We start from the raw sequence: 26,375 nt of genomic DNA on the forward strand, positions 1-26,375 counted from the left end.
CCCCCTACATTCCCAATCTAATTCAAACCCTTACGGATTTTTATATATAGATTCTAATTCTGGTCAATCCAGTGGCGGACATTCCGCACTCCGATTTGGAGATCGCGTTTATCATTTGCAATACTCCTTTGAAGACAAAATCTTCCATATCGTCAGAGAAACTTGGGAAGACTTTCGTTTCCAATATAGTGTCGTTCAAAATCGAAATATAGAATTTTACGAGTGGGAAATTTCTGAGTTCGCCAAACGAATATTAAGACAAAAATGGAATGAACTCTATTTAATTCAAGAAACCCATATCCAAAATCAAAAGAAATTAGAACAGGAATGGGAAACCTCTGAAATCACTACAAAAGGATACGATATTCCTTTACCTATTGCTGGATTTGGATATTTTACAAATTTACCCGACCCCCATTCTCCAATTCCAAAATTATTTTCCTTTTCCAAAAAAGAGAAGGAGAACTTAAAAAGATCAAGTGTTGATTGGATTGAAGCCTCAGAGAATTCCCACCTAACAAATGATCCAATTCATTTGCCAACTACAGACTCGCCCTACAGATTAATCCACTCCATTCAAACGAAAACAGATCGCCAAACCAGCGCACAAAAAAGAAGTTTTGTTCGGAAGTTTCTCTTAGATCCTGTCCTATTGTATGAACCTTCTTTTTTACAATTAAATGGGGCTGAATTTCAACTAAGGGAACAAGAGATCAAAGTTTGGAGAGATTATCTCGCTCGCCTAGTTCAAGATTTACGTTCCTGTATATTCGGAACTGATTGTAATGATTGGGAAGAGATGACCTTACTGATACGCATTCTTTACATACAGAAATCTATCGACAGCAGGACCATAGTCTTTCCTAAAAAAAATCTGGAAGGTTTCCATTACCTTCCTGTGATTGCACTACCGGAAGCAGTTCAGATCACCAAACAGAAAGAATATGCTCAATTGTTTTCCACTCAAAAAAAAATCTTCGTTTCAGGATATGACCCCATCCAATTTTTTAATTGGGAATCTTTCCTTGTTCGTTACCAAAGTTTTTTGGAATCCGGAGTGGGAAAGGAGGGGATTGAATTTGACTGGGTAGGACTCAATCCTTACCAAGATCCATCCAAAAACCTCTCTAGTTCAGAGGAAACAGATATCCAGTCGAAACAAAGAAACTATGAATCCTATACGAAAGGGGTCCAAACTCTTTACTCCTACCATCTGACTCATAAGAATTGTACAACAGAACTTTTTCGTTATATGAATGAAATGTTTCCAGAAGGTCAGATCGGAAATGAAACTTTTTGGGATCCATTATCAAGTGAGGTGATGAGTCTTAATTTTATACCTTCAGTGGCAGCTTTAAAACTAGGATCTAATTCTGGCACCAAACAAAGAAAAATTTACCCTTCCTACCGAAATCTAAAGAGAAAAAAAATAGTGAACTTTACGGAAAAACATTTTAAAGAAAGTTTTGTTCCTAGTTCAAAAATTTATAAACCAAACCCCATAGATCATCCTTTTTTATTCTTCACCGAAGAAACCATTTGGAACCGTCCCCTTTTGGGTATAGCTAATACAATCTATGGGATTGGATATACGGGAATGGGAGTATTCAGTGCTCCCTTTGATAAAGGAAGTCGGTTTTCCAAAGGAACCGAATCTGTATTTTATAGCCTTCCAGAACTTGTGTTTTTTAATATCCGTAAAGGTCATTTTCCCTATATCGCTGCAGAAGAAATCCCCAAAGAATATTATTTAAAAGAATCCTTATGAAAACATTTTTTTTATACCTTCCCTATCTTTTCCTTTTCGGTTGCCAATTCTTATCCGTAAAACCTTGGTTTCTTCCTGGAGAACGAATTGTATATATCTGCCTATCGATCTTTTTTATTCTCCTCCAATCCTTTGTCCTGTATGGAAAGACAACTAATACACGTTTTGCGTCGGAATGGAAAAACTACATACCTCCCAACTGGATTTTGGCCTCATTATTTTTTCTAGGTTTGGTATTATTACCCATTCGAAATATGGATTGGGGAGATGGCCTCCTACTCCTTGAAACCAATCTTTTGGAAACAAAACTCTTTGGTTTCCAATTCACCTTGGATGAAATTTTAGAAACCCTCCTGCATAGCCAAGTTTCTCACTTACTTTCTTGGTTTGGTTTTCCAGATGACCCACGGATTTCTTATACATTTTTATCCCAACTGGCAGGGATAGGAATGGTATTTGGTTTTTTATGGACTGCGAAAGAAAATCGCAAATCAAATACGGCCTCTATTCTCATCTTACTTTCGTCAGGTGGAATTTTACTTACCTTTGGTTATGCCGAAAACTATACGCTCGTCACTTTTTGCCACCTTCTATTATATATTTTTGTTTCAAGATATGTGCAGAACCCGAAGGATAACAATCTTTTGTTATATGGAGCGACGGCCCTTGTAGCCATTTCTATGTTATTCCATTTGGTTTCAGGATACCTAGTCATTCTATTGGGTTATTTATGGTATGTCTATGCTCCAAAAGAAAAAAAGTTAAAGCACCTTATTGTTTCTGCGCTTATCGGTTTTAGTATTCTTATCCCTTGGTTCCTATACTTCTTATTCTATCATGACCCAGCGATTGATAGAAATAGCACCCACTTAATCCACCCACCCTTTTATCCTAAAAACCGATTAGTATCACTCAATCACTTCAAAGAAATTTTAGGTGTTTTATATTGGAATGCTTCAATCGCCACTTTGTTTTTGTTCTATCAATTTTTCTTTTTCAAAAAAGACTGGAAGGTTTTTGTCCAAAGACCGGAAACCAAAATAATGCTAGTGGCTTGCTTTGCTTTTTTTCTTCATGGATTCTTTCACAATCCCCAGTTAGGTTTCCCAGCGGACTGGGATCTTATGGGATTCTATTGGTTACCCATTACGTTTCTCGCACATCAGTTTTGGATCCAATCCCGAGACCTTACTCTTGAATGGATTCCACCATTTTTATTTGGAACAGTCATTGTGATTTTTTCAGCCTTCACTTTAAACAAAGCGAACCCCGACAAAGAAATCCTTTGGGAAGTTACCAAAACAACAATTCAAAGTTATGTGACAGAAAATAAATCTTACATAGACAATTTACCCAAAGAAGATAAGAAGTTCTATGCCAAAGGAGATTTTTTATTTTATAAAGGAGGAATGATCACAAACAGGCTTTGTGATTTTCCTGCAAAAAAGGAAATCATCCGAAAAATGAACTTACACCGAAAAGAATGGAAACACGGATTTGAAACTGGGAGTTTCCGATCCAAAAAAGTGCTCGGTCAATTTTTGACCGAAGCTACAAAAACCAATGTGGAATACATTAAATCTCTAGAAGTAAATAAGATATGTCATCCGATGCCTTAGAGGATGTTTCTAAATATTGGATATAGTTTGTTATCTCTGTTTTCATACCTTCCACTCGACTGGCCCCAGCAGGAAGTTGGATTAAAGTTTGAACCAAAGGATGGGTGCTGGAAGCAAGTAATCCATCCGAATACAAAAAGAGAATGTCTCCTTCCTCTACCTGGATTTCATTTTCAGCAAATTCCATATCTTTCAGAATTCCTAAAATTTGACCAGACTGATCTTGTAAAATCAATGGAGCACGACTTTCCTTTTGAAAAACGATAGGAAAGGGATGCCCACCTCTGGCGTAAGTGATTTTTTTCTTAGGATGATCGACAACAATACTAATGGCTGTCATACTATGAGTTCCGATTTCATTACAAAGCTCACCATTCAAACGAGAAAGTAACTCCGAAGGTGCCACTGTTGTCGTTCGTGCTAATTCTTTATGAATAGTTGTCATAAGGATAGCAATCAGACCAGATGTCACGCCATGGCCTTCAATATCACCCATTAGAATCAAGGTTCGATCTTCTCCCAAAGGCAAAACTTGAAAAAAATCACCCGATACAAAACTCACAGGTTTGATATCAGCGTATATCTTGTGAGTAAGCTGAGGTAAATTCATTGTTTTCGTTTGGATTTTTGCAGCAAGCCTTAGGTCACGTTTGATAGACTCATCCATAGACTCTTTATCTTTTAGGAAATTATAATATTCAAATGCACGTGAAATCGCTGCTTCGATCGATTTAGTGTGAAAAGGTTTTAGAATAAAATCAGAGGCTCTGTGGTAAAGTGAAGAAACAACAGTTTGTATATCATGTTCCCCAGTCATCATAAGGACTTGGGTTTTAGAATCATAGGCTTTGATTTTTGGCAGAAGGTCTAGACCAGAAGTCTGAGGCATATTGACATCTAAAAACACAATGGGATTCCGTTCCCCTTCGAAGTATTCCAAACCTTGTAGCGGGTTTGTAAAATACCTTACAAAATACCCCAGCCCATTGATGATGAGTTCAAGAGTTTCGCAAATCTCTGTATCATCATCTATGATTAGAATCTCAGGTTTAAAAGAATATTCGGACATCTACTAAATTATCGGCTTTGGCAGGTCTTATTTTGAGACCAATGTGAATTTTAGTTTTCCTTTCACTTCCTCCACCTTTTTAAAATAGGCCTCATGGAAAACCTTTTTCTCCAAATAAGCATCTGTACAGGAAATCATTTCACCATATTTCCATTCGTAAGGTTCTCCATTTTCATAACGAACTCTGTTCTGATGGATCTGTGATGATAAATTTCTTAGATTAGTCCCGCGAAAATTTTTCACAAGAGCACGAAAGGTTCCCTCTTTTTCAGGATCGATGAAACGAAATTTACGAGAAAACAAAACAGCATCATGAAAGTATTCAGGAACATTAAAGGCACCTGATGTACCAAGTTTTTTGGAAAGATCACGTATAAAATCGGTGAATTCATTCAGAACGTTAAGACCTGGATATTCTTGCCCAAAGTACAATTCCTTTTTGATATCTCCTGGCTCAAAATTAATATTTTGAGTGAGAAGCCAATCTATATAAATCATAGGGAACTGTTCATCGTCACCTTTCAACTGAAACTGAGATACTTTAAGACGAGTATGAACTAGGATTTTTTTACTTTCAGACTTAACATAAATACGATTGTCGTAATCATTGAGAATTTCTAACTCAATAGTTGAGTTATGAAACCCACGTTTTTCGACAGCCGTGATGAGACCTGCACTAACTAACATCTGTTCTACTTCATAATGAGTGAACCGGTTGAATAACTTAGGTTCCATATTTAAAGAAGTATTTAGTTCTTTAGATACATCTACTAAAGACAAATCATCTAAATCCAACCAATCGGTTTGGTTTTTCTTTTTGTCTGTAGAAGAAAAAACTCCCATTACTTTTCACCAAATGCAGTGATTGTATTAAAATGAATTTCAACAGTGTCGCGAAAGTCACGAGCATAACCGCCCGCAAGAGTCACAACACAAGGAACACCTAGCGACTCAGCAAACTTACGAACCATCAAATCTCGTTCTTTCAGACCTTTCATGGAAATTTTTAATTCTCCAAGAGAATCATCTTCATAAGGATCAGCACCTGCAACATAATAAATTATATTGGAATCAAAATCTTTGCGAATTTGATTTAATGATGTTTCTAATGTAGTTAGATACTCATCATCCTTTGTATTTGGTTCTAAATTCACATCTAAATTAGATACTTCTTTCTTTGGATAAAGATTACCTTGGTGCATCGAAAATGTGAAAACTTTGTCATCATATTGAAAAATATATGAATTGCCATTCCCTTGATGCAAATCCAAGTCAATGATGAGGGCATTAATATTGGGATTTGTTTCTTTTTGTTTCCGTATAGCAATTGCTACATCATTTAAATAACAGAAACCTTCTGCTTTATCTGGGAAACTATGATGGTATCCACCGCCCATATTCAAGGCAAATTGAAACTTTTTAGAAAGTTCTGCTGCCATAATAGTGCCGCCAACTCCATACATAAAACTTTCCACAATACTTCGATTAAGCGGAAGTTCAGAATACATGGTTCGCGAAGTGTGTTCATAACTAAACAAATCGTCTAAGTATTCTTTTGTGTGAACGAGTTCTAAATCTGCGTCTTCTGCTTTTTTAGGTAGCAAAATGTCCCATGATGCATACACGGGATCTCTTTTGACACGATTGTAAAGGTGAGAATACTTATGTGCAGGGAAAACATGGCCCGGTAATTCGAGATTGTACGAAGAATGGTAGATGAGAGCGAGTGCATTAGATGCCATTAAAATGATATTTTTGTGAAAAATGACACAAGTCAATTCAAACCGAACAATTTACTTGCAGGAAAAAACAAAAAAGCTAAGAATAGGGTCTATGCCGGTAGACGAAAAAATCCCCAACAAACGCACAAAAATTATCTGTACCATCGGTCCTGCATCTGCCAACCGCGAAACTATCTTAAGTCTCATCTATTCGGGAATGGATTTAGCGCGGATGAACTTTTCTCATTCCACCCATGATTACCATAAAGAAATCTTCGAGTTGTTACGTGAGTGTGAACAAGAATCTGGCAAGTCCATTGGAATTCTCGCAGACTTACAAGGGCCGAAAATTAGAACCGGAAAGTTGGGAACGGGACCCTTGGAACTCAAAACGGGCGACCAAATCACCATCAATAATAAATCCGATTTTCTCGGTACAGCGGATGAGATCGGATGCACTTACCAATACATACTAAACGATATCGATGTAGGACACAAACTGCTGATTGATGACGGCAAACTCTCTTTTGTTGTAAAATCGAAAACAAAAGAAAAAGCAGTTTTGGAAACCGTGATTGGTGGAATCTTAAAAGACAACAAAGGAATCAACCTTCCTGGAACTCCAATTTCAGCACCAGCTCTTTCGGAAAAAGATATCGAAGATTTACAGTTTGCCTTGTCATTAGGTGTAGATTACATTGCCTTATCCTTTGTTAGACGAGCAAGTGATTTAGAAATGGCACGTCAGTTTATGAAAGATAGTTACGCTGGCCTCATTGCAAAAATAGAAAGACCAGAAGCGATTCAAAATATTGAAGAGATCATCGACAATTGTGATGGAATTATGATTGCTCGTGGTGATTTGGGTGTGGAGTTAGATACACAATATGTTCCCATCATTCAAAAAGAAATGATTACCAAACTTAATCAAAGAGGAAAACCTGTCATCACCGCAACACAAATGTTAGAGACGATGATTGACAACCCACGCCCGACACGGGCGGAAGCAAGTGATGTTGCTAATGCGGTAATGGACGGAACCGATGCAGTAATGTTATCTGGAGAGACAGCTTCTGGAAAATATCCGGTGGAAACTGTTCGAACCATGACAAGTATCATCCAAGCGGCAGAAGAATCTGAAATTTATCTATCGCATTTGCGAAATATGGATCGGACAGAATTTGAAGTGGAACGAACTGCCCTTGGTAGCGCTGCAGAATCCATTACTAGGTCGATCAATGCAAAAGCGATCATTAACTTCACAAGGTCTGGATATTCCTCACTTCTCTCTTCAGAATTTCGCCCTCTAAAACCAATTTATTCATTTACACCTTTTCTTGGCACAGCAAGGAAGATGCAGTTGTTTTGGGGAGTCGAATCCTACGTAATGCCAATGATGGATAAATTTCCCGATATGATTGCTTTTATGAGTAAAACTTTAAAGTCAGAAGGGAAATTAAAATCGGGAGATACGGTTGTGATTTTGTCTGGTGCACCAGGATCTGTGGCACAAACTGTTGACTTCATTCAAATCCACAAAATCAAGTAACAATTGTTTTGCGAATGCCTCGGGCTGCGATGGTTGCCGTAGTCCAGGCATTTTGAAAATTAAAACCACCCGTAATTCCGTCCACATCAATGACCTCACCAGTAAAATAAAGCCCTGTGATATGTTTGCTTTCCATGGTTTGGAACTGGATGTCTTTTCTGGAGACTCCTCCTGCAGTTACAAACTCTTCTTTAAACACACCTTTGGCAACCATTCGAAGTTTGGTTTGTGTTAAGGAAAGACTCAAAGCCCGAATTTCTGATTTTGAAATATCCGAATAACGTTTATTAGTCTGTATTTTCGATTCTTTTAAGATCCAATCCCAAAACCGAGATGGCAATTTCCATTCGGGATCGTGAGTCAATTTATCTGCCGGTGTTTTTTCCTTTTTTGATATATACTCATCTTCTATACTTTGTGTTGATCTTCCAGATACCCAATTCACAGAAAGATCCACTTTGTAATCTGCTTCAAAGAAACTGCGAGCCTCCCAAGCAGACAACCTAAGGGCACAAGGTCCACTGAGTCCCCAGTGTGTGATAAGCGTGGGTCCCTTTTGTGGTTTGCCCTTGGGCAATACTTTGATTTCGCAGTAAGGAACCACAAGGCCAGTGAGTTCCATAAGATCTGTTTTTTCTAGAGTCAACGTAAAGAGCGAGGGGACAGGTATAATGATTTTATGTCCCAGCTTTTCTAAAATACTCCAAACTTTTCTGTTCGATCCAGTCGCAAGAACAACAATATCAAAATGTTCCTCAGTTCCTCCCTCCCATAAAACTCTGAAACCTTTGGTTTGGTCCGAAACTTGATTTGAATATATCCCAACTAACCCCTGTTCAAAATGGACAGGAATACGTTTTGATTTTAATTCATTTAAAAAACACTGGATGATGGTATCGGAACTGTCTGTTGTAGGAAACATCCTTCCATCGGCTTCAGCTTTTAGTGTTACCCCTTTTTTTTGAAACCATTCGATCGTATCTTTTGGCCCAAAACTTTCAAACGCCCAACGTAACTCTTTGTTTCCTCGAGGATACCTCTCGGAAAGAAGTTCTGGATCAAAGAGATTATGAGTAACGTTACATCTCCCACCCCCAGAAATTCGAAGTTTAGAAAGAGGCTCTTTTGACTTTTCAAAGATTTGAATTTCGCATAACCCCTGTAATTCCTCATGAATTTGTAAGGCCGCAAAACACCCGGATGCCCCAGCACCAATGATAGCAATTTTTGGTTTCTTTGCCAATCCTACCACTCACCAGTGTTCGGCATAGAAAGCCAGGGTTCGATCAAAGGTAAAGGTTTTCCTTTCTGAAGAAGTTCAATGGAGATTAAATCAGGAGACCTAACAAATGCCATACGACCATCCCGTGGAGGACGATTGATAGTAACTCCCATCTTCTGAATCCGTTCACAAGTCTCATAAATATTATCCACCTCGTAGGCGATGTGTCCAAAATTCCTTCCCGAAGTATAAGGATCCGATTGGCCCCAATTGTAAGTGAGTTCGATCTCGGGTGCATCTGCCTCACCGGTAGATAAAAACACCAAAGTAAATTTGCCTTCGGGATGTTCATTCCTTCTAGTTATTTTGAGTCCAAGGACCTCCACAAAAAAATGAAGGGTCTTATCCAAATCCAAAACTCGAATCATTGTGTGTAAATATTTCATCTTTTCTTACTATAAGAAAAAATAGACCAAAAGCACAAGCCAAGAAATATATTTGGGAATCTCAAATCGAAGCCAATCTCTATTTCCCTCGAGAAGTCTACCCAAAGAAACGAAGGAAAAAACTAAAAGAATAAATACAGAACCAATCTCTCCCAAAGAAAACAAATGCATACGTTTCAAAAAATATAAAGTAAATATTGTAGGAACCAAAAAAGAAAATAGGAGAAAGAGCCGATACAACGAATCACCAGCCTTACGCCTGTATTGTGGTGCCAGTGCTTTATAAGCGATTTCCCCTCTGTGATGACTCAACCAAACCTTAGGGTCTCTCACTCCACGATCCATAGGGGACTGAAGGTCATCTGGCCTGACTGACGGATACGAGAAAAAGGAAATAAGGCCCTGCCATTTGTTTTTTGTATGGATTAAATCTGAAAACAAATCTCGAAATACATGTAATTCTGCACTCACTGGATCATAAGTCTGCAGTTGAGAAACAAGGCCATATCTAGGTTCTTTAGTTTCTTCACAAAAGGTTCCAAAAATTCGATCCCAAAAAATAAACACTCCGCCATAATTTCTATCGATGTACTCTGGATTCATAGCATGATGGACTCTATGATGTGATGGAGTGACAAAAACATACTCGAACAAAGCGGGAAGTTTTCCAATTGTCCGAGTATGAACCCAAAATTGGTAAGTGCGATTCAGTGCATCAATAATTAAATAGGATTCAACAGGGAATCCAACAAGAGCCAAAGGTAAATAAAAAAGTCCAATGCCGATATTACGAACAAAGGACTGCCTGAGAGCCACTGATAAATTAAATTCTTCGCTGGAATGATGCACTACATGAGAGGCCCACAAAACTTTGATTTCATGGCTAAAGCGGTGAGCCCAATAAAACAAAAAATCGAGTAGGACAAATAAAACAATCCAATGTAAAGGAGAACGGGGAGATAAAAAAACTTTGGAAAGAAACTCGACACCCCAAGAAATCTGGTATAACGCGTTATAAACAAAAACCAACGCGAGGAGAATGAGACCATCAAATATGCGACTGAGAACCCCTAAACTCAAATCAGATAAAGAATCTTCGTAAAAATAATAATCCTGTTTTTTCAACCGAGTATAGAGAACCTCAGCCAACATTAGCAAAATATAAATAGGAGCAATGGATTCAATGAGTCTCATAGGGTATCCTTTAAGTCCTTACTATCTATACTAGTCCGGTTTGAAAAGCAACCTCGTTTCTAACGATCTACCTCTATTGAGATTCCAAAAGAAGACATTACAACGAGAGCGTTATTTAATAATATTATTTTTATCCTTAGAATTATTTTAATTTATTACTTAGATCAGTGTTCAATTCATTGAAAGCGTTGGTAAGTCCTTGGTTCCAACCAAGAACCAATGCTTCTGGATCCTTTTTCTCAATGGCCTGAATTTGTTTGTATGTTTTTCTAAACACAGGAGTAGAGATAGAATCTTTATCTTCATACACAACCACTTCAAATTCGATGACTGCTTTTGGTTCTTTTGTTCGAAAGTCTCCATACATTTGAGAAAGATTCAGCTCAATGAAATGGGTAATATTTACCCTTGTATGCATACTAGCATCCCATTCAAAGTTACCCGATTTTAAAAGGGAACGGACGAATTCTTCTTTAAAGTTGTGAGCGGGAGGAATAAAAAAACTATTATAAAAATCCGATTCATAAACCGCATTTTCTTTACGATAAACAAACTCTTTTCCTTCAAACCTTTGGGAAACAAAAACCTTACGCACAATGAAAGTTTTTTGTTTTGGTACTGAAAACAATTGTTTGGTCTCACCAGTTTCAATTAAGAAGAACCTTTTTTCTGGGAAGGTTTTACTCACACCCAAACATTGATTCAAAAGGAAAAGTAATCCCAAAAGGAATATAGAACGAATAAAAGATTTCATTATTTTTATTTCCAAAGTTTAGACTTGTTTGGTGCTTCTCCAAAGAGAAACTGAGAAGGATATTTTTTTGCATTTGCAGTAACCTCTTTTAAATCTTCAGAAGCGATTCGCAAATTTTCAATCGATGTAGAAATATCGCCTTGGTTGGAAGCAAGTAGCGTATCCAATCGTTTTAAAGTGGTTTGGAGTTGGGTGACAGATGCATCCAGTTTTTTTGGTAACCCTTGTGTCTCGGGGCTTGCAATGAGGGCTTTTACTTCTGCATTGGTTTTTCTTAAGTCAACGAGTAGTCCCGTTGATTCGCGAGCCAAGTCTCCGAGTTTGGCTTCCTGGATGGTTTGATTCAAATTTCGAATAAGTTCCCCTACCCCCAAAAGAATTTTATCCACATCTGCCTTTTCTACTTTATCAAAAAACTTATCAACAGAAGCAGTAAAACGAGAGATGGTACTCGGTGCCGAAGGAATATAAACTGTTTTTGGCTCCCATTCAATGGATAATGGTGGATTTTTTTCAGGATTTAGATAATCCACTTCTAGATAGGCTGTTCCAGTTAATCCTTGTGAGGCGAGTCTAACCCGAAGCCCACTCTGAATCATCCTTTTCACTGTTTTCTTTAAATCATCGCCATAAACTCCTTTCACAAAGTCAGGGACAGACATTTTAATCAAAACATACCTTCCATAACGAAGTTCCGTATCCTCAGTGAGTTTGTCCGAATATTCATTTTGAACAAAAGTAATCTCTTGGACCGTACCTACCTTAACACCGCGGTGTTTGACTGGGGAACCAATATCCAAACCTTGCACCGATTCGTCGAAATACGTTTCTAAACTAACAGATCTTTGGAAGATATTGCCCGCAGTAAAAACGATCAAAAACAAAATAAGTGTAAAAAAACTAACAAGGACGAAGACCCCAACTTTAAAATAGATTTTACTTGATTGGTTCATAACGGGGAACTCTCCTGTGGAATACGATTAAAGAATTGTTTTACAAATGGATCTTTCGATTTTTCTTTGAGATCTTTTGGTTTGCCTTCGGCAATAATCCCTTTTTTAGATTTATCTAATACAATCACACGATCTGCCATAGTAAATACGGAAGGTAATTCATGCGTAACAATTACAAAAGTTACACCCAGAGTTCTCGACAAACGAATGATTAGATAATCTAACTCAACACTAGTAATGGGATCAAGGCCAGCACTAGGTTCATCTAAAAATAAAATTTCAGGATCCATCGCCATCGCTCGGGCAATGGCGGCACGTTTTTTCATACCACCAGAAAGTTCAGCAGGATAAAGATGAGCAAAAGGGAAAAGGCCAACCATTTTCAATTTGGTAAGCGCCATTTCATTCATGATGGCAAGTGGTAATTTAGTAAACTCTTCCAAAGGCAATCGGATGTTTTCGAGTAATGTCATAGAACCAAATAATGCACTCTGTTGGTACATCACACCGATTCGGTTCCAAATCTCTATCTTTTTCTTTCCTTCGGCTAAAACCATATCATCTTCATCAATCCATATACGGCCGCTAAACGGTGAGGTTAATCCTATCATATTTTTTAGAACGGTAGACTTCCCACAACCAGAGCCTCCCAGGATTCCGAAAATCTCTCCTCTGTTCACCTCAAAAGAGATATCTTCCATAATCACGGTCTGGCCATATCCAGTGGTTAGATGTTCTACTCGAATGATCGGTTTTTCTTTCATATGCGTAGGTAAAAGTATAGGACGGAAAAAATTCCATCTAAGATGGAAACAAGAATGATAGAACCAACAACTGCAGAAGTGGTAGATTCCCCAACAGCACCTGCTCCAGATGCTGTTTTTAGTCCACGGTAACAGCCAATGGAGGCAATGATCATTCCAAAAAAATATGATTTCAAAAGACCACCAAGAATATCGGAGAGGCCTACAGCAAGGTTTACTTGATTGATAAAAGTAACAAGTGGAAACCCGAAACTAATTAATACAACTGCCCCACCAATCAAACCAAACAGATTAAACACAATTGTAAGAAGTGGAGTCATAATCAGTGAAGCCACCAAACGAGGAATAATGAGAAATTGAACGGGAGGAAGTCCCATTGTGGTCAATGCATCAATTTCTTCGGAAACTTTCATGGTTCCAAGTTCGGCCGCAAAGGCAGAACCAGACCTTCCCGACAAAATAAAAGCAGTCATCAGAGGACCAAGCTCACGAAACAAAGATAAACCCACAAGGTTTGCGACAAAGATTTCTGCACCAAACCTTCGCATAGGAATTGCCGATTGAAAAGACATGATAAGGCCGAGTAAAAATCCTATCATTGCAATGATGGGAAATGCATTCACACCCATTGATTCCGCAACACGGAAGGTGTCCTTCCAACGGATTTTGGAAGGATGTAAAAAAGAACGCCAAAAGGATACAGTAAGTTCCCCTGTGAAGGTAATTAAGTATTTAAACTCTAACAACGAATCAATGGTAATTTTTCCGATTTTTTCTGATCTTCGAAGAGAGTATGCGAGCGTTTCTTTATTTTTTTTACTATCATCTTCAGAAATGCTGAGACGGTATTTGAAAGTCTCACCTAATCCGTACAAAGCGAATTGGATTCGCCTGGTTTCACATTCCAAACGAATTAACTTTAAAAAAGAAATTCCAGAGGTATCTGATTCTTGTAAATTCCCAGCATGAACCGCAACGTTACGCGGTGGATTTTTTTTCAGAATTTCAAAAAATGCAGTCCAATCTTTGCCTGTTTCTGAGGCAGTGAGGATCGCTGGGAGGTGGATCTCTAAGGTGCTACCTTCCCACAAAAAGGAGGATTGTCGTTGAATGGTATCCACGTTTCATACGTAATTCTAATTCAGAACGAACCCGAGGCAAGTGATTTTATTTTACAATCCAATCGAATGATTAAAAGATGAACCATAGTGTGGAATCTAACAAGTTATTTGATTGTTTTTTCAGCTGGACTCTCTCTCCTCTTTGCTTGGGGAGAATTCCTGAGAAAGAACAGTTCCGGACAAACTCTGGTGCAAGGTTTGTTATTTCTCTTTGCTGCCATGTTTCAGGCACATACCTATTTTACATCTACAGGCCTTTACCAATTTTTTCCGCATTTTTATCTCGTCCATTTGCCCTTTACCGCCTGTATTGGAGTACTGCTTAGGCGTTACTTTTCTGAGCTCTGGGATGAAAGCCCCAATAGAAACCAGTTTTCATACTGGGAGTTAGTTCCAGCAGGGATTGTTACACTCCTACTCATTCCATTTTATATATCGTCAGCAGAAGAAAAAATTTCCCTTCACACACGTTATTTGAAAGAAGGTGTTCCTCTGATCTTTCAAATCACAATTCTCATTGCGGTTTCACCCATATTTTATGCTGCTTTTTACGTCTTCACTAACATGGTTAAATACATTCGCCTGGAAAGATTCAGAAAGTCAGCTCACCTTCGTTTGGTGGGCATTGTTGTAGGGATTGGTGCCTTTTCTAGTTTGATTGGAATTTATACTTTATTTTTCCACCAAAGGCATGGGTTGGAGATTGTCTCAACCTTCATCGCTTTTTTGCTGATTGGTGTTTATCTTTTGCGGCAAAAAAGTCCAGAATTATGGGGTGAAGTACAAAGAATCGTCATCGAAGAAAAGAAATATCAAACTTCGCAGTTGGGTAACTTCAACTTAGAGGATCTTCAGAACCAACTGAAACAACTTATGGAAGAGGAAAGAATTTACCGAGATGAAAGTATCAATTTAGAAAAGTTGGCCGTAGAGATGAATCTTTCGGAACACCAACTCTCTGAATATTTGAACCTCCACCAAAAAAAAAGTTTCTTTCATTTAGTGAATCACTACCGCATCAAAGAAGCCAAAGAACTATTTTCGATGCATCCAGAAAGAAACATCCTTACCATTGCTTATGATGTTGGTTTTCCTTCCAAATCCACATTTTATGACGCCTTCAAACGAGAGGTGGGTACAAGTCCTAGTGAATTTAGAAAGTCTCTGAAATTATGATCCGGATGGACCCGTTCGGAATCTTTTTTTATTCCGGCTTTACCGATCCGGTCGATTTGGGTTTTATTTTTTGTTAGAATGGGATCATCTTCAAGGGTTTTGTTTAGGAGAGTTGTATGTTTGGTGGACCGGTTCAGTGTGAATTAGTAATTGATTGTATTACCAAAATTGGTTTTGCACAAGGAATTTTGAATTTCCTACGTTATTATCCAATTGCGGGGTTAGCTTTTCTTTTATTCTATGTTTGGCGAAAGGATTTTTTCGAAACCTATCGCATCCAAAAAGTTTACCCTAAAGCTGAAAAAGTTTGGAAGGAATTTCGCCAATCGGCAGTCACACTCATTGTCTTTACATTAGTTGCTGTTACTAACATCACTTTGATGAAAGCAAAAATAGTTCCGAGTGCTGTTTATTTCGGACCTGTTTCGGGATGGTCTGGGGCCGGATACATTTTGTTAAGCTTCGCCCTGATTACCGTTTGGCACGAAACTTGGTTCTATTGGATGCATAGATTTGCTCACTTAAAAAAAGTTTACCCGCATGTGCATTCCGAACACCACCAATCAGTAAACCCCTCTCCCCTTGCTGCCTATAGGTTCCAAGCAACGGAAGCATTTTTAGAAGCCATCTACATTGTTCCCTTTGTGATGTTTGTTCCGATTCATTTCTATGTTTTAATCTTCCATACATTCTATGCGATGGTTTTGAATATATGGTGGCATTTGGGGTACGAATTTTTTCCTAAAGGTTGGGCATCACACTCTATCACCAAATGGATCAACAGCTCCACACACCACAATCTCCACCACCAAAAATTTCAAGGGAACTACTCACTTTATTTCAATGTTTGGGATCGTTTGATGGGAACTAATTTCCCAAATTATGAATCTTACTTTGAACAAGTGACTGCAGAAAGAGATAGAAAACGAAAAGAGAAAGTGGCAAGTGCCAACGTCGATCGCGAAGTTTTGGTTTAGTAAAAGTTTCTGAATGAGTTAGCAAACTTCGACCACTCACCCGTAGCGAAATTTGCTAACAAAAAAAACCGGATTATCTAAACAATTATTATCTTCTTTGTCCCCATTTGCTCAGGTGAAACGTTACTTTCATACGAGGAAAAAAATGAAAGAATTCACTTTAATTTTTAGAAATAGTAATCATGAAGGCGAAAGACCTTCCCCAGACCAAATGCAAAAAGTTATGCAAGAATGGATGTCTTGGATGGCAAACATATCCGCCAAGGACCAGTTAGCGGATAAAGGAAACCGATTGGCTGTGACAGATTCAAAAACTGTTCACCCTGGAAATTTAGTCACGGATGGACCTTATACAGAGATCAAAGAATTTATCAATGGTTACATTGTTGTCAAAACTGAAACTCTTGCTGGTGCAGTTGAAATTGCCAAAGATTGCCCCATTTTGAAAATAGGAGGGAACGTCGAAGTTAGAAAGGTCGTTACTCCTGATGACAATAGCTGAGAAAGGAACCACTATACTTTCTGATTTGTTTCGAAGGGAACAAGTTAAAATGACGGCAGTTTTATGCCGTCATTTTGGAATCAAAGACCTGGATTTGGTTGAGGATGTGATTGCTGAAACGTTTTTGAAAGCTACAGAGTTATGGCCACAATCAGGAATTCCAGAAAATCCTTCGGCCTGGCTTTATGTAGTCGCAAAAAATATTGCAAAAGATACTTTCAGAAAAAAAACATCTGAAATTAAAAAGTTTAAAAATCTACTAGATTCGAATCCAAAAGAAAGTTTAGAAGTTAGTTTTGATGACACTATCATAGCGGATAGTCACCTAACAATGATTTTTGCCGTCTGTGATAATACGCTTTCATCCAAAGGTAAAATCTGTTTAAGTCTACAAATTCTCTGTGGACTTAGTGTTGAAGAAATTGCTTTTGCACTCCATTCTAATAAAGAAACTGTAAAAAAGATTCTATTTCGCGCACGTGAACAATTGGGTGAATCCAACTTTGAGATCAAAAACCTAACGCAGGAAGATATCAGTCTTCGAATGGATACGGTTCTCTTAACTATTTATCTTCTTTTTAATGAAGGTTATTCTTCAAAAACAAAAGATTCCGTGATTCGTTTAGATTTAATTAAACAAGCGATGAACCTTGGCCTCTCTCTTTTAGAAACAAAGTTAACAAGAACACCCGAGTTATTAGCACTCATGTCACTCTTTTGTTTTCAGGCATCGCGGCTTGATTCCAGAATGAATCCAGAAGGTTCTGTAGTTATATTTACAGACCAAGATAAATCAAAATGGGATCAAAGCTTAATTCAAAAAGGAAATGAATATTTTTTAGAAGCTTTCAATCCTGATTCGCAATCAAGATACCATTATGAAGCAGCAATTGCTTACTGGCATACACAGGAAGAATCCTTAGAAAAATGGAAATACGTCTTGATGATTTATGATCGATTCTTGGGAATTTATTACTCTCCCTCTGTTTTTTTAAATCGAGTGTTTGCCTATTCGAAAGTTTATGGAAAACAAAAAGCACTGGAAGAGGTAAAAAATTATAATGATTATAAAAATCGTGATTACCACTCTCTTCTCGGTTATTTATATTCCAACTCAAATACAGAACTAGCTTCCCAACATTACCAAAAGGCCATCCAAATGACCAAATCTAACAAAGAAATTTCTCTCTTACAAATGAAGATTAAGGAATTAGATTTAGTAAATTATTAAAAACAAGGCCTTTGCCTTACCGACCATGTTTTACCCTTTCAACTCGTGGATCTAAATGAAATATAAATTTCTTACCTTTATTCATCCAATAAAGAAACAAAACCTGTAACTGATTCCTTTTGAATAACCAGTTGACCTATTTCTCTTTATCAACCTTAACAGAGATAAAGGGGAAGTTATGAAATATGAATTGAAGGACAAAGTAGTTCTAATCACTGGTGCTACTGGGGGTATTGGAGCTGCTTGTGCCAGAGAACTTTATGCTAATGGCGCCAAACTAGTATTAACAGATATCTCTCAATCTTCAGTTAATGCGTTGGCTTCTGAGTTTGCAAAAGACAGGGTTTTGGCAAAAGCGATGGATGTAACTGATTGGAGTTCCATTAAGAAAGTAATCAAACAAACTGTTGCCACCTTTGGTAGACTTGATATCACTCTTGCCAATGCAGGAATTTCCTGGAAAGAATCCGCATATACTGTTTTTAATTGTGATGAGGCTGAATTTGAAAAAATTATAGATGTGGATTTATTAGGTGTTTGGCGGACTATCAAAGCCTCACTACCGGAAGTAGTCAAAAACCAAGGACAAGTTGTAGTGACTTCTTCCATCTATGCTTTTACCAATGGAATGTGTAATGCACCCTACGCCACATCCAAAGCAGGAATCGAAATGTTGTCCCGCTCCCTTCGAGCGGAACTCGCAGGAAAAGGGGCAAGTTCCACAGTATTGTATCCCGGTTGGATCACAACCCCACTCACGGAAGGTGTTTTTGGTGGAGACAATCTAACAACAAAAATGCGAGAAATTGGGTTTCCCCCTTTTTTAAGAAGAGCCATCACTCCAGAAAAAGTGGCAACGGCACTGATCAAAGGATTAAGCAAAAGAAGCCCTAGAATCATTGTCCCTGCAAGATGGATTCCTATCCAAATTCTCCGAGGCATTGTAGGAATTTTTTCGGATTGGTTTCTTGCAAACAATACTCGCATCCAGTCGATGGTTCTCGAGTTAGAAGATAGAACCAAAAAATAAGAATAAATTTGCCCTAGAGTATTTACTTTATGGAAAAAGTGTTTTTAGTTCCATACCCTGCGGCAGGGATCGAGCGGAAATCCTTCGGATTGGAGGGAGAGCCCGACCCAGCCAACTTGCCTGTTTGGTTTTAGAAACAAATTGGGGCCGCCCAAAAAAAATCATAAAGAAGGGACATAAAATGCTTTAGGGGGAAGAAAAACCGACCGAAGGGGAGTGTAGAGAGGAAGAGAAATATGTTTGAAGCAACACATTTCATGAAAACTCAAGACCTTTTGGAACGGGGCCTCAGTGCATCTACCCAAAGGCGAAAAGTGATTACTGATAATATCGCCAATGCGGACGTTCCTAATTTTAAACGTTCGGAAGTGGTGTTCGAATCTATGCTGAAACGTGCCATCGAATCGGAAAAAATCGAACAGGACAAAGCTGTCCCTACCAAAATCACAAACGATCGTCATATTGATTTTTTTAAACCGCTAGATTATCGGGATGCCAAACCCAAAACCAATTTGGATTATCTCACCACAATGAGACCTGATGGAAACAACGTAGACATTGAAAAAGAAGTGGTGGATGCCAACCAAAACCAAATGAGTTACAGCCTTATGGTGGATCGCTTAAACCAAAACAACCGCCTTCTCAACATTGTGATGAGAACCAACTAAGGAGTAAGTTATGGGAATGTTTGATTCTATTAATATTTCGGCTACTGGGCTTTCTGCCCAAAGACTCCGCATGGATGTCATTTCGAATAACATTGCAAACTCGACAACTACGAGAAATACCAATGGAGACGGCCCTTTTCGAAGGGACCGTGTCATCCTAACACCGATTAATCTCAGAACCAATTGGAAAAGTCCAGTGTATCCTTTTGGTGTGGCTCCCGGCGAAGGCAAAGGGGTGAAGGTGATGAAGATCGAAAAGGATATGAGTCCTCTCAGGCTCACTTATGACCCGACTCATCCTGATGCCATCCAAACGGGCCCGAAAAAAGGATATGTCGAACTTCCCAATATCAACATCGTCACTGAGATGACGGATATGATCTCGGCTTCCCGCTCTTATGAGGCAAACGTGCAACTCATCAACGGATCCAAAGCGATGATGAACAAGGCGATGGAGATTGGTCGGGCGTAAAAAAGCCGGCCCAATCCGGGCTTTCTACGAACTTTTCTGCTGTTTTTTAATGTGACATAATTTTTTTCTTTAGGTTTCACCGATTTGGCCGATGGATAGAATGAGGAAAACACCCATGGCCATTGATCGCATTTCCAATCTCAGTTCCCAAACCTACAAACCCTATTCCCTTCTCCCAAAAGGCGACAAGGTAGGAATCTTTCGCTCCAATGAACGCCACTATGGAAAAACCAATGAAGCCAAGTCCCCTGATGAAGTAGCTGGCACTTTTGGAGATGCTTTGAAAAAGGCTTTTGAACAAGTCAATGACCAACAAGTGGAAGCAGATGAACTCACTCAAAAAATTGTTTTTGATCCAAACTCAGTGGAACTTCACGACGTGATGATTGCTGCGGAAAAAGCTAGAATCTCTTTGACATTTGCAAAAACAATGTCTGATGGATTTGTAAGAGCTTACCGCGAACTAACAACACTTAGATAAATAGTAATCCATGGGTTATGGCGTAGGGCGACCAAACACGCGCTCTACGGCCTCATATCGAATTTCAATTTTATCTGTGGGGCTGACACGAACTCCCCGTTTCATCTGCACTCCATCTATCCTTTCCTCATTCACATAGACCACCCATCCCGCTGTCCAAGAATTGGATTTTCCATTCACTTCCATAATTTCTTCTGTTCTATTGGTGGAGATAAAACGCATCGAGGGATCTTCTTTTTTAGACAACTCAGCAAGAATCACCAATAAATCTTTTGATTCCAATAGAGAAGAGGGAATGGATTTTGTTTCTTCAAAATCCCGAGAGAGAAAATGAATTTGGATTTGAGGGTCTTTTGATTTTTTAGATTTGGAAACCAAAGAACATTGTAAGAGAAATGCGAATCCAACAATCCCTAGAACTAAAACAAATGCTAATCGAAAACGAATAACAATACCCACACCGAAAGACAATTGCCTTCGATGCAACGAATGTTTCCCCTTATCCCTTGGGTTGCAATTTTTCGAAAGCATACACCAACCCTTGTGCATTTAGATTTACATCCAAACTTAATAACTTCCAATCGGATGCCGTTAGAGTAATGGAATGTTTGTTAGCGAGAGTTTGGATCATGGCCTCCACTTTTGATTCCATAAAGGCCAACCTATCCTCTTTGGTTACGGCCTCCAACTCAGAAATAGCTTCTTGACAAAGAGTGAGTCCTTCTTTTAGGTCCTCTGCATTCTTTTTTAAGTCTCTGATTGGACCAAAATGAGTTAAGTAGGCAACCTCAGCCCCAGTGTCTAAAATTCGATCAAGGGAACGAATGGCTTCCGCAAAATCAAAGTCAGTTGGCGTAGTCGTTGGGAAAATAAATCGTTTTCCATTTTCTAAGTGAGGATAGGAAATCCCAAAGGAATCCCCTGTATAGATCCCATTTGTTTTCCTATCATAAATACAGAAGTGGTGGTTGGCATGTCCCTTGGTGTATAAAAATTGAAAGGAATGGCCTTTCCATTCCAACCACTCCCCATCTTCCATCACACGAATCCTTTCTTTGGGAATGGGTTTGATTTCGCCGTATAAAGAATCAAAGTTTTCTTTTCCATACACCGAGGTGGCACTTTTAATGAGTAGACTCGGATCGATCAAATGTTTGGCGGTTTTGGGATGAGCCAGTAAAATTGCATTGGGACAGGCTTCGAGTAGGGCCCAAGCGCCACCAGCGTGATCCAAATGGACATGGGTGACAATCACATAATCAAGATTTGGTGGCTTAACACCATTTAATTCCATTGCTTTTAAAATCTTTGGAATGGCATGAGTTGTATTGGTTTCCACAACAACTCCCCGACCTTCTTCTTCTAGAAGATAAGCCGAAGCCACTAGGTGGATGTTTGCATATTCGGTATCTATAGTTTGGACTGAACCCATAACCAAAGATACAATGAGAAGGATTCGGTTGTCAGCCGAAATTCCTTCTTCTTTTCCAAATCAAACTGGTAATTTTAAAGCTTTGTAAATCGTTTCGGCTTGCATCTTTTTTGTTTCCTCTGACCACTTCCATTCCGCTGCGGCAACATCAATGATAGCCTTCATAATTTCATCGGAAAGAATCCCCAAAGTTCCAAGACCTGTCCTTCTTAAAAAGATGTCAGAAAGAGATTTTGCCATTTCGTAACGAATTGCATAAACCACTTCTGCCAGTATTTCTCCGTCTTGATTTAGAACCGCACTTAAGTTTTTGGTCTTTCTTGCCAGTTCCAAAATGATCTCGAATTGTAAGCCGTAATGACGGATTAAATAATCTATTGTTTTTTCGGAGAAGTCAGTATTTTGTTTAATAGCACCTTGGATGAAAATTTCCACATTCGGAATTTGCGATGCGTATAAATATTGTTTTGCGGAAATATTTTCAGTCGACTTTTTTGTTAATTTCTTTTTGATTCTCTTGAAAATCGATTCGGCAAAATTCCGGCTCGTTGTATACTTCCCACCTGCCGCTGTGATGAGTCCTTGGACTCCGTCCCTTGCGTGGTCATACAGTTCAGACCTTCTAGATGCCGAATAGGTATCATCTGAGCTTTCGATGAGTGGACGAAGGCCTCCATAAGAAAAAATCACATCATCAATCGATAACTTTTCTTTTAAATGCGAAGTTTCATTGATGTAATTTATGAATTCTAAAATACTTTCGCGTGTGAGTTTCCAATCTTCCACATTTCCAAAATAAGACTTTTCTGTTGGCCCAATCATCGAATGCCCTCTCCAAGGGGCAAAACTGAAATGGCCTTTATCTCCAACATAAAGTGTCATTAAGTTTGTTAATTTCTTAGTGATAATATAAATCCCTTCTGATCTTTTTTTAGGCAGAGGTTGTTCGGTTTTAGGAGATTTAGATAGTATATGATGAGTCCAAGGCCCCGATGCATTGATTGTTACCTTAGAACGAATTTCGGATTCTGCATTGGAAAGTGCATCGCGTACTCGAATTCCTACTACGGTTTTGTCATTCCAAAGCAAATCTTCCACAACAGTGTAGTTAGAAATCTTGGCTCCGTAAGCTACGGCAGATTTCAAAAAACTAAGTGTTAACCTTTCTGGGCTCAAACAAATCGCATCATAAAAGTATGCAGCATCTTCAAAATCCCCTAAATTCTTTTCTAAAAGTTCCTTTCGTTTGAGATATTTATGATTGGGAATTTGTTTAGATTCATCCCAAGTCCATCGGCTATCAAAAGATAAAAGGTCATAAACAAAAAGTCCAATCCTTGCGATGAGTCCAGGTTTTGGAAGCACCATAGGATAAGGATAAACCAAGTTAGGTGCAATGTTGGAAAGGATTCTACGTTCTTTTAATGCTTCTCTGACTAAACCTATTTCAAATTGTTTTAGATAACGAAGGCCACCATGAATGAGTTTCCCTGTGGCAGCAGATGTGGCTCCACCAAAATCTTTTTTTTCCACAAGAGCCACAGAATAACCGCGACTAGCACATTCATATGCCAAAGTGGCGCCCGTGATTCCGCCACCTACAATGGTAACATCAAACTCTTCGCCATCATAAGATTCTATAAAACGATCCAGTTTTAAATTCATACCTTACCTCCGAGAGCAACCAAACGGCTGAGTTGTGATTTCAAACTTTCTCTTTCGCTTTCGATATTCCAAAGCCCCAAACGAAGGATGAGAGAAGGCAATCTCCAAGCCGCAATTTCAGCATCTGTAATCCCACTTAAGGTTTTATAGGCTTTCAAATAACCTTTTAGAATGAACTTTCGGATGAAGGTATAAAAAATGATTTTTAGTTTAGGAGTTCCTGGCCAAAGTTCTGCATCGGTGAAAAGTAAAAAAGTAAAAGCAACATCAGCCGCAGGATTTCCTTTGGCCGCAGTCATCCAATCGATAATGATCTCATCTTTGCCTTGTACGATTACATTTTCAGGATGGAAGTCCAAATGAAGGATGGAATTTCCATTCGGTAATCCGCTAATGTAAGATTTTGCTTTTGCTTTTTCTTCTGAACTTAAAAAGGAAAGAGGTTCCGAAGACAAACAGGAATTTAAGACTACTTTTATATCTTTGTACCTATCCGATTGGATTTGGTGGATCCCGTAGTGCAAACGAGCGAGTGTTCCCGCAATACGAAATAGTTCCAATGGGTTTTTATCAGGAAGTTTAGTTAGAGAAATTCCAGTAATTCGATCAAAGATAATTCCAAATCGATTTTCTACTTTCGCTTTCCCGTAACATTGCATCTTCGAAGCACCCTTTTGATTTGCCTCTACAGTATTTTCAACCTCTAAATCGATCTCTGATTCTTTTGCATCAGGAAAAAAGAGTTTTAGAATTTTATTCTCTGGTAAAAGAAATAAATCAGCTGACCTTCCAATGGCGAAAGGTTTTCCTAAACTCTCTTTGGTAAATTGAATGTTTTTTTTGTCCATAATGCGTCCTGATTTTATGTATTTAAAATTGCAAAGTTGTTTTGATTGGATTTATAAAGGTTTTTAAACACCTTAAAATTTCTATCATAGATTTTTTTATGATTTGGATTTGGGATCCACTTGTCTTGAATAGGAATCATGGATTTGATATCTTCAAATTTTGGAATCATTCCAAGTCCGTAAGCTACAATCGCCGCTGCTCCCATCGCGCCAACGTTTTCTGGATGAACTACCCTTTCAATGGTTTTTCCTGTTATATCAGCTAACAACTGACAGATAAATCCGGATCGGGCCACCCCTCCGACAAAACGAATTGTATCGGATGTAGGCATCTTCCCATCTGAAAGTTCTAAAATCCAACGTTTGTGAAAGAGGATTCCTTCCACAACCGAACGGATAAGAGTTCGTTTTCCTGTATGCAAACTAATGTTAAAGAATATCCCTCTTGCTTTTGGGTCTTCAAAAGGACAACGGTTTCCATGTAACCATGGAGTAAAAATCACGCCATGGGAACCAGGCTCTGTATCTTTAATCGAATCAAACATAAATTCAAATAAACTTGCGTAAATAGCCTCTGGACCATCCGTGATTTTCTTTTTTTCTAAATACAGATCAATTTCATCTAATGCCAAGTGGTCTTTGACCCATTGCAAACATTTGCCTGATGTTTCTTGTTCCCCAAAATAATTATAATATCCTTCTCTAGCACCGACAATCGAAGCAATCCTTGCTCCTATATCCACCGTCCTTTTTTTGGTAACTGTTGATATCCATCCAGAAGTTCCCGCATAAATATGAGTATCACCTTCTTTAACAGCGCCAGCTCCCACACCAATAAGGGATGCGTCACCACCACCACCAAACACGGATATGTTTTCTTTTAATCCTAAAAATTCTGCGGCTTCCTTTGTCAAACCACCAACTCTGTCAGAAGAATTGATGATCTTTGGCAAATGATCTAACCTAATACCGAATAACTTACATAAGATGGGACTCCAATTCCCTTTTCCCACTCGCGAGTTATATAAAAATGTCGCGAAGGCGGAATCCCTTGTCATCACCGCTTCGTTTGTACATCGAGCGATGAGAAATTCTTTGACATCCAACCACCACTTCACTTTAGAAAAAACTTCGGGTTCATTTTTTTCGACCCATTTGTATTTCCAAATAGGATCTTTCACACTGGCAGCGACGGCACCTGTGATCCAAAGAGATAACAAAAGTTTTACGGCGTTAATCCCTTCAATTTTAATTCCATGAACAATCCCTTCTTTCATTTCACGAGTTGCCCTTTGGTCCATATAACTCATCGCAGGACGAACCGATTGGAAATTCGAATCCACAAGTACAAGACCTTGCATCTGCGAACAAAAAGAGATCCCTTGGATGGAACTGGGATTGGTATTCGATTGGGCTAAAACCTGGGTCGTTGTTTGTTTTAGAGCCGACCACCAGTCTTCGGGGTTTTGTTCGGCACCCCCGTTTTCTAAAAGTTGGATGGAGTATTCCAAACTGGCTGATTGGACGAGCTCCAAAGCCTTTGACATCCGGAAGAGGCAAGTTTTGACCCCAGTTGTGCCAATATCATAAGTTAATATATATCCAGATTCCATGGTAACTCCAGCGGCTTTCCTTACTTACACACTCGCAGGTTCTCGCTCCCATTTGTGGATAAACCGCCAAATTGGAGTCTGTCGTTTTTCTCCTGGCAGA

The 26,375-nt window shown here is 38.7% G+C and carries 26 protein-coding genes; 11 read left to right on the forward strand and 15 right to left on the reverse strand.

The genetic code is table 11. The features are described from left to right. Positions 1-115 precede the first annotated feature (115 nt). Positions 116-1,768 (forward strand): hypothetical protein, encoded by a 1,653-nt coding sequence (locus JWG40_RS17825; RefSeq protein ID WP_232369478.1) that lies wholly within the window; start codon positions 116-118, stop codon positions 1,766-1,768. Further along, positions 1,765-3,387: a glycosyltransferase family 39 protein gene (locus JWG40_RS17830; RefSeq protein ID WP_205287118.1), complete on the forward strand. Its 1,623-nt coding sequence runs from the start codon at positions 1,765-1,767 to the stop codon at positions 3,385-3,387. Before JWG40_RS17825 ends, JWG40_RS17830 begins: the two co-directional genes overlap by 4 nt. Here the strand turns inward: JWG40_RS17830 and JWG40_RS17835 are convergent. Genes JWG40_RS17835 through JWG40_RS17845 form a run of 3 tightly spaced genes read right to left on the reverse strand, consistent with a single transcriptional unit; the run spans position 3,344 to position 6,198 of the window. Beyond that, positions 3,344-4,456, reverse strand: a complete 1,113-nt coding sequence (locus tag JWG40_RS17835) for a SpoIIE family protein phosphatase (RefSeq protein WP_205287119.1) — start codon at positions 4,454-4,456, stop codon at positions 3,344-3,346. The two genes, JWG40_RS17830 and JWG40_RS17835, sit on opposite strands and share 44 nt — an antisense overlap. Before the next feature lie 27 nt (positions 4,457-4,483). Further along, entirely contained in the window at positions 4,484-5,299 is an 816-nt protein-coding gene (locus tag JWG40_RS17840; protein ID WP_205287120.1) for a hypothetical protein, read from the reverse strand. After that, on the reverse strand, positions 5,299-6,198 hold the full coding sequence (locus JWG40_RS17845; protein WP_205287121.1) for a histone deacetylase family protein: 900 nt from the start codon (positions 6,196-6,198) through the stop codon (positions 5,299-5,301). Before JWG40_RS17845 ends, JWG40_RS17840 begins: the two co-directional genes overlap by 1 nt. A 91-nt stretch (positions 6,199-6,289) precedes the next feature. Between JWG40_RS17845 and pyk the strand changes: the two genes are divergently transcribed. Continuing rightward, entirely contained in the window at positions 6,290-7,726 is a 1,437-nt protein-coding gene (gene pyk, locus JWG40_RS17850; RefSeq protein ID WP_205287122.1) for a pyruvate kinase, read from the forward strand. Here the strand turns inward: pyk and JWG40_RS17855 are convergent. From JWG40_RS17855 to JWG40_RS17885, 7 genes are all read right to left on the reverse strand, one after another. After that, positions 7,719-8,969 (reverse strand): BaiN/RdsA family NAD(P)/FAD-dependent oxidoreductase, encoded by a 1,251-nt coding sequence (locus tag JWG40_RS17855; protein WP_205287123.1) that lies wholly within the window; start codon positions 8,967-8,969, stop codon positions 7,719-7,721. The genes pyk and JWG40_RS17855 overlap by 8 nt on opposite strands. A 2-nt stretch (positions 8,970-8,971) precedes the next feature. Then, positions 8,972-9,394, reverse strand: coding sequence for a VOC family protein (locus tag JWG40_RS17860; protein ID WP_205287124.1), 423 nt, complete (start codon positions 9,392-9,394; stop codon positions 8,972-8,974). A 9-nt stretch (positions 9,395-9,403) separates the two neighbouring features. Then, positions 9,404-10,588 carry a sterol desaturase family protein gene (locus JWG40_RS17865; protein WP_205287125.1) on the reverse strand — a complete coding sequence of 395 codons (1,185 nt, stop codon included), beginning with the start codon at positions 10,586-10,588 and terminating at the stop codon, positions 9,404-9,406. A gap of 142 nt (positions 10,589-10,730) precedes the next feature. Then, positions 10,731-11,342 carry an ABC-type transport auxiliary lipoprotein, LBF_0736 family gene (locus JWG40_RS17870; protein WP_205287126.1) on the reverse strand — a complete coding sequence of 204 codons (612 nt, stop codon included), beginning with the start codon at positions 11,340-11,342 and terminating at the stop codon, positions 10,731-10,733. 5 nt (positions 11,343-11,347) lie between these two features. Further along, complete coding sequence (locus JWG40_RS17875; RefSeq protein WP_205287127.1) at positions 11,348-12,295, reverse strand: MlaD family protein; 948 nt, start codon at positions 12,293-12,295, stop codon at positions 11,348-11,350. After that, a complete protein-coding gene (locus JWG40_RS17880; RefSeq protein ID WP_205287128.1) occupies positions 12,292-13,059 on the reverse strand; it encodes an ABC transporter ATP-binding protein in 768 nt (255 codons plus the stop codon). Before JWG40_RS17880 ends, JWG40_RS17875 begins: the two co-directional genes overlap by 4 nt. Next, positions 13,056-14,180 carry an MlaE family ABC transporter permease gene (locus JWG40_RS17885; RefSeq protein WP_205287129.1) on the reverse strand — a complete coding sequence of 375 codons (1,125 nt, stop codon included), beginning with the start codon at positions 14,178-14,180 and terminating at the stop codon, positions 13,056-13,058. The genes JWG40_RS17880 and JWG40_RS17885 overlap by 4 nt, the downstream gene beginning before the upstream one ends. A gap of 87 nt (positions 14,181-14,267) precedes the next feature. On the opposite strand from JWG40_RS17885, the gene JWG40_RS17890 reads away from it, so the two are divergent. From JWG40_RS17890 to fliE, 8 genes are all read left to right on the forward strand, one after another. Then, positions 14,268-15,356, forward strand: a complete 1,089-nt coding sequence (locus tag JWG40_RS17890; protein ID WP_205287130.1) for a helix-turn-helix domain-containing protein — start codon at positions 14,268-14,270, stop codon at positions 15,354-15,356. 116 nt (positions 15,357-15,472) lie between these two features. Further along, positions 15,473-16,333 (forward strand): sterol desaturase family protein, encoded by an 861-nt coding sequence (locus tag JWG40_RS17895; protein ID WP_205287131.1) that lies wholly within the window; start codon positions 15,473-15,475, stop codon positions 16,331-16,333. A 145-nt stretch (positions 16,334-16,478) separates the two neighbouring features. Then, positions 16,479-16,835 (forward strand): YciI family protein, encoded by a 357-nt coding sequence (locus JWG40_RS17900; protein ID WP_040507083.1) that lies wholly within the window; start codon positions 16,479-16,481, stop codon positions 16,833-16,835. Next, positions 16,822-18,066 (forward strand): RNA polymerase sigma factor, encoded by a 1,245-nt coding sequence (locus JWG40_RS17905; protein WP_205287132.1) that lies wholly within the window; start codon positions 16,822-16,824, stop codon positions 18,064-18,066. The genes JWG40_RS17900 and JWG40_RS17905 overlap by 14 nt, the downstream gene beginning before the upstream one ends. A gap of 178 nt (positions 18,067-18,244) precedes the next feature. Then, the gene (locus tag JWG40_RS17910) at positions 18,245-19,096 is read left to right on the forward strand and encodes an SDR family NAD(P)-dependent oxidoreductase (protein WP_205287133.1); all 852 of its coding nucleotides are present in this window, start codon (positions 18,245-18,247) and stop codon (positions 19,094-19,096) included. Positions 19,097-19,332: 236 nt separating this feature from the next. Next, entirely contained in the window at positions 19,333-19,764 is a 432-nt protein-coding gene (flgB, locus tag JWG40_RS17915) for a flagellar basal body rod protein FlgB (RefSeq protein WP_205287134.1), read from the forward strand. A 10-nt stretch (positions 19,765-19,774) separates the two neighbouring features. Then, positions 19,775-20,236, forward strand: coding sequence for a flagellar basal body rod protein FlgC (flgC, locus tag JWG40_RS17920; RefSeq protein WP_002975027.1), 462 nt, complete (start codon positions 19,775-19,777; stop codon positions 20,234-20,236). A 115-nt stretch (positions 20,237-20,351) separates the two neighbouring features. Next, the gene (gene fliE / locus JWG40_RS17925; protein ID WP_205287434.1) at positions 20,352-20,717 is read left to right on the forward strand and encodes a flagellar hook-basal body complex protein FliE; all 366 of its coding nucleotides are present in this window, start codon (positions 20,352-20,354) and stop codon (positions 20,715-20,717) included. 15 nt (positions 20,718-20,732) lie between these two features. On the opposite strand, the gene JWG40_RS17930 is transcribed toward fliE, so the two are convergent. The 5 genes from JWG40_RS17930 to JWG40_RS17950 are packed head-to-tail and all read right to left on the reverse strand — an operon-like array spanning position 20,733 to position 26,275. Next, positions 20,733-21,203, reverse strand: coding sequence for a hypothetical protein (locus JWG40_RS17930; protein ID WP_205287135.1), 471 nt, complete (start codon positions 21,201-21,203; stop codon positions 20,733-20,735). A gap of 13 nt (positions 21,204-21,216) precedes the next feature. After that, a complete protein-coding gene (locus JWG40_RS17935; RefSeq protein ID WP_205287136.1) occupies positions 21,217-22,149 on the reverse strand; it encodes an MBL fold metallo-hydrolase in 933 nt (310 codons plus the stop codon). A 60-nt stretch (positions 22,150-22,209) separates the two neighbouring features. Beyond that, entirely contained in the window at positions 22,210-23,814 is a 1,605-nt protein-coding gene (locus JWG40_RS17940) for a glycerol-3-phosphate dehydrogenase/oxidase (RefSeq protein ID WP_205287137.1), read from the reverse strand. Further along, entirely contained in the window at positions 23,811-24,662 is an 852-nt protein-coding gene (locus JWG40_RS17945) for a phosphotransferase family protein (protein ID WP_205287138.1), read from the reverse strand. Before JWG40_RS17945 ends, JWG40_RS17940 begins: the two co-directional genes overlap by 4 nt. A 14-nt stretch (positions 24,663-24,676) precedes the next feature. Next, a complete protein-coding gene (locus tag JWG40_RS17950) occupies positions 24,677-26,275 on the reverse strand; it encodes a xylulokinase (RefSeq protein ID WP_205287139.1) in 1,599 nt (532 codons plus the stop codon). Positions 26,276-26,375 lie beyond the last annotated feature (100 nt).

This window comes from Leptospira abararensis (assembly GCF_016918735.1).
GTDB lineage: Bacteria > Spirochaetota > Leptospiria > Leptospirales > Leptospiraceae > Leptospira_A > Leptospira_A abararensis.

Bases quoted from the DNA above. Each gene is read 5' to 3' on its own strand.
- JWG40_RS17830 (WP_205287118.1), top strand. From the start codon at position 1,765: ATGAAAACATTTTTTTTATACCTTCCCTATCTTTTCCTTTTCGGTTGC.
- JWG40_RS17835 (WP_205287119.1), bottom strand. From the start codon at position 4,456: ATGTCCGAATATTCTTTTAAACCTGAGATTCTAATCATAGATGATGAT.
- JWG40_RS17840 (WP_205287120.1), bottom strand. From the start codon at position 5,299: ATGGGAGTTTTTTCTTCTACAGACAAAAAGAAAAACCAAACCGATTGG.
- JWG40_RS17845 (WP_205287121.1), bottom strand. From the start codon at position 6,198: ATGGCATCTAATGCACTCGCTCTCATCTACCATTCTTCGTACAATCTC.
- pyk (WP_205287122.1), top strand. From the start codon at position 6,290: ATGCCGGTAGACGAAAAAATCCCCAACAAACGCACAAAAATTATCTGT.
- JWG40_RS17860 (WP_205287124.1), bottom strand. From the start codon at position 9,394: ATGAAATATTTACACACAATGATTCGAGTTTTGGATTTGGATAAGACC.
- JWG40_RS17865 (WP_205287125.1), bottom strand. From the start codon at position 10,588: ATGAGACTCATTGAATCCATTGCTCCTATTTATATTTTGCTAATGTTG.
- JWG40_RS17870 (WP_205287126.1), bottom strand. From the start codon at position 11,342: ATGAAATCTTTTATTCGTTCTATATTCCTTTTGGGATTACTTTTCCTT.
- JWG40_RS17875 (WP_205287127.1), bottom strand. From the start codon at position 12,295: ATGAACCAATCAAGTAAAATCTATTTTAAAGTTGGGGTCTTCGTCCTT.
- JWG40_RS17880 (WP_205287128.1), bottom strand. From the start codon at position 13,059: ATGAAAGAAAAACCGATCATTCGAGTAGAACATCTAACCACTGGATAT.
- JWG40_RS17895 (WP_205287131.1), top strand. From the start codon at position 15,473: ATGTTTGGTGGACCGGTTCAGTGTGAATTAGTAATTGATTGTATTACC.
- JWG40_RS17900 (WP_040507083.1), top strand. From the start codon at position 16,479: ATGAAAGAATTCACTTTAATTTTTAGAAATAGTAATCATGAAGGCGAA.
- JWG40_RS17905 (WP_205287132.1), top strand. From the start codon at position 16,822: ATGACAATAGCTGAGAAAGGAACCACTATACTTTCTGATTTGTTTCGA.
- JWG40_RS17910 (WP_205287133.1), top strand. From the start codon at position 18,245: ATGAAATATGAATTGAAGGACAAAGTAGTTCTAATCACTGGTGCTACT.
- flgB (WP_205287134.1), top strand. From the start codon at position 19,333: ATGTTTGAAGCAACACATTTCATGAAAACTCAAGACCTTTTGGAACGG.
- flgC (WP_002975027.1), top strand. From the start codon at position 19,775: ATGGGAATGTTTGATTCTATTAATATTTCGGCTACTGGGCTTTCTGCC.
- fliE (WP_205287434.1), top strand. From the start codon at position 20,352: ATGGCCATTGATCGCATTTCCAATCTCAGTTCCCAAACCTACAAACCC.
- JWG40_RS17935 (WP_205287136.1), bottom strand. From the start codon at position 22,149: ATGGGTTCAGTCCAAACTATAGATACCGAATATGCAAACATCCACCTA.
- JWG40_RS17940 (WP_205287137.1), bottom strand. From the start codon at position 23,814: ATGAATTTAAAACTGGATCGTTTTATAGAATCTTATGATGGCGAAGAG.
- JWG40_RS17945 (WP_205287138.1), bottom strand. From the start codon at position 24,662: ATGGACAAAAAAAACATTCAATTTACCAAAGAGAGTTTAGGAAAACCT.
- JWG40_RS17950 (WP_205287139.1), bottom strand. From the start codon at position 26,275: ATGGAATCTGGATATATATTAACTTATGATATTGGCACAACTGGGGTC.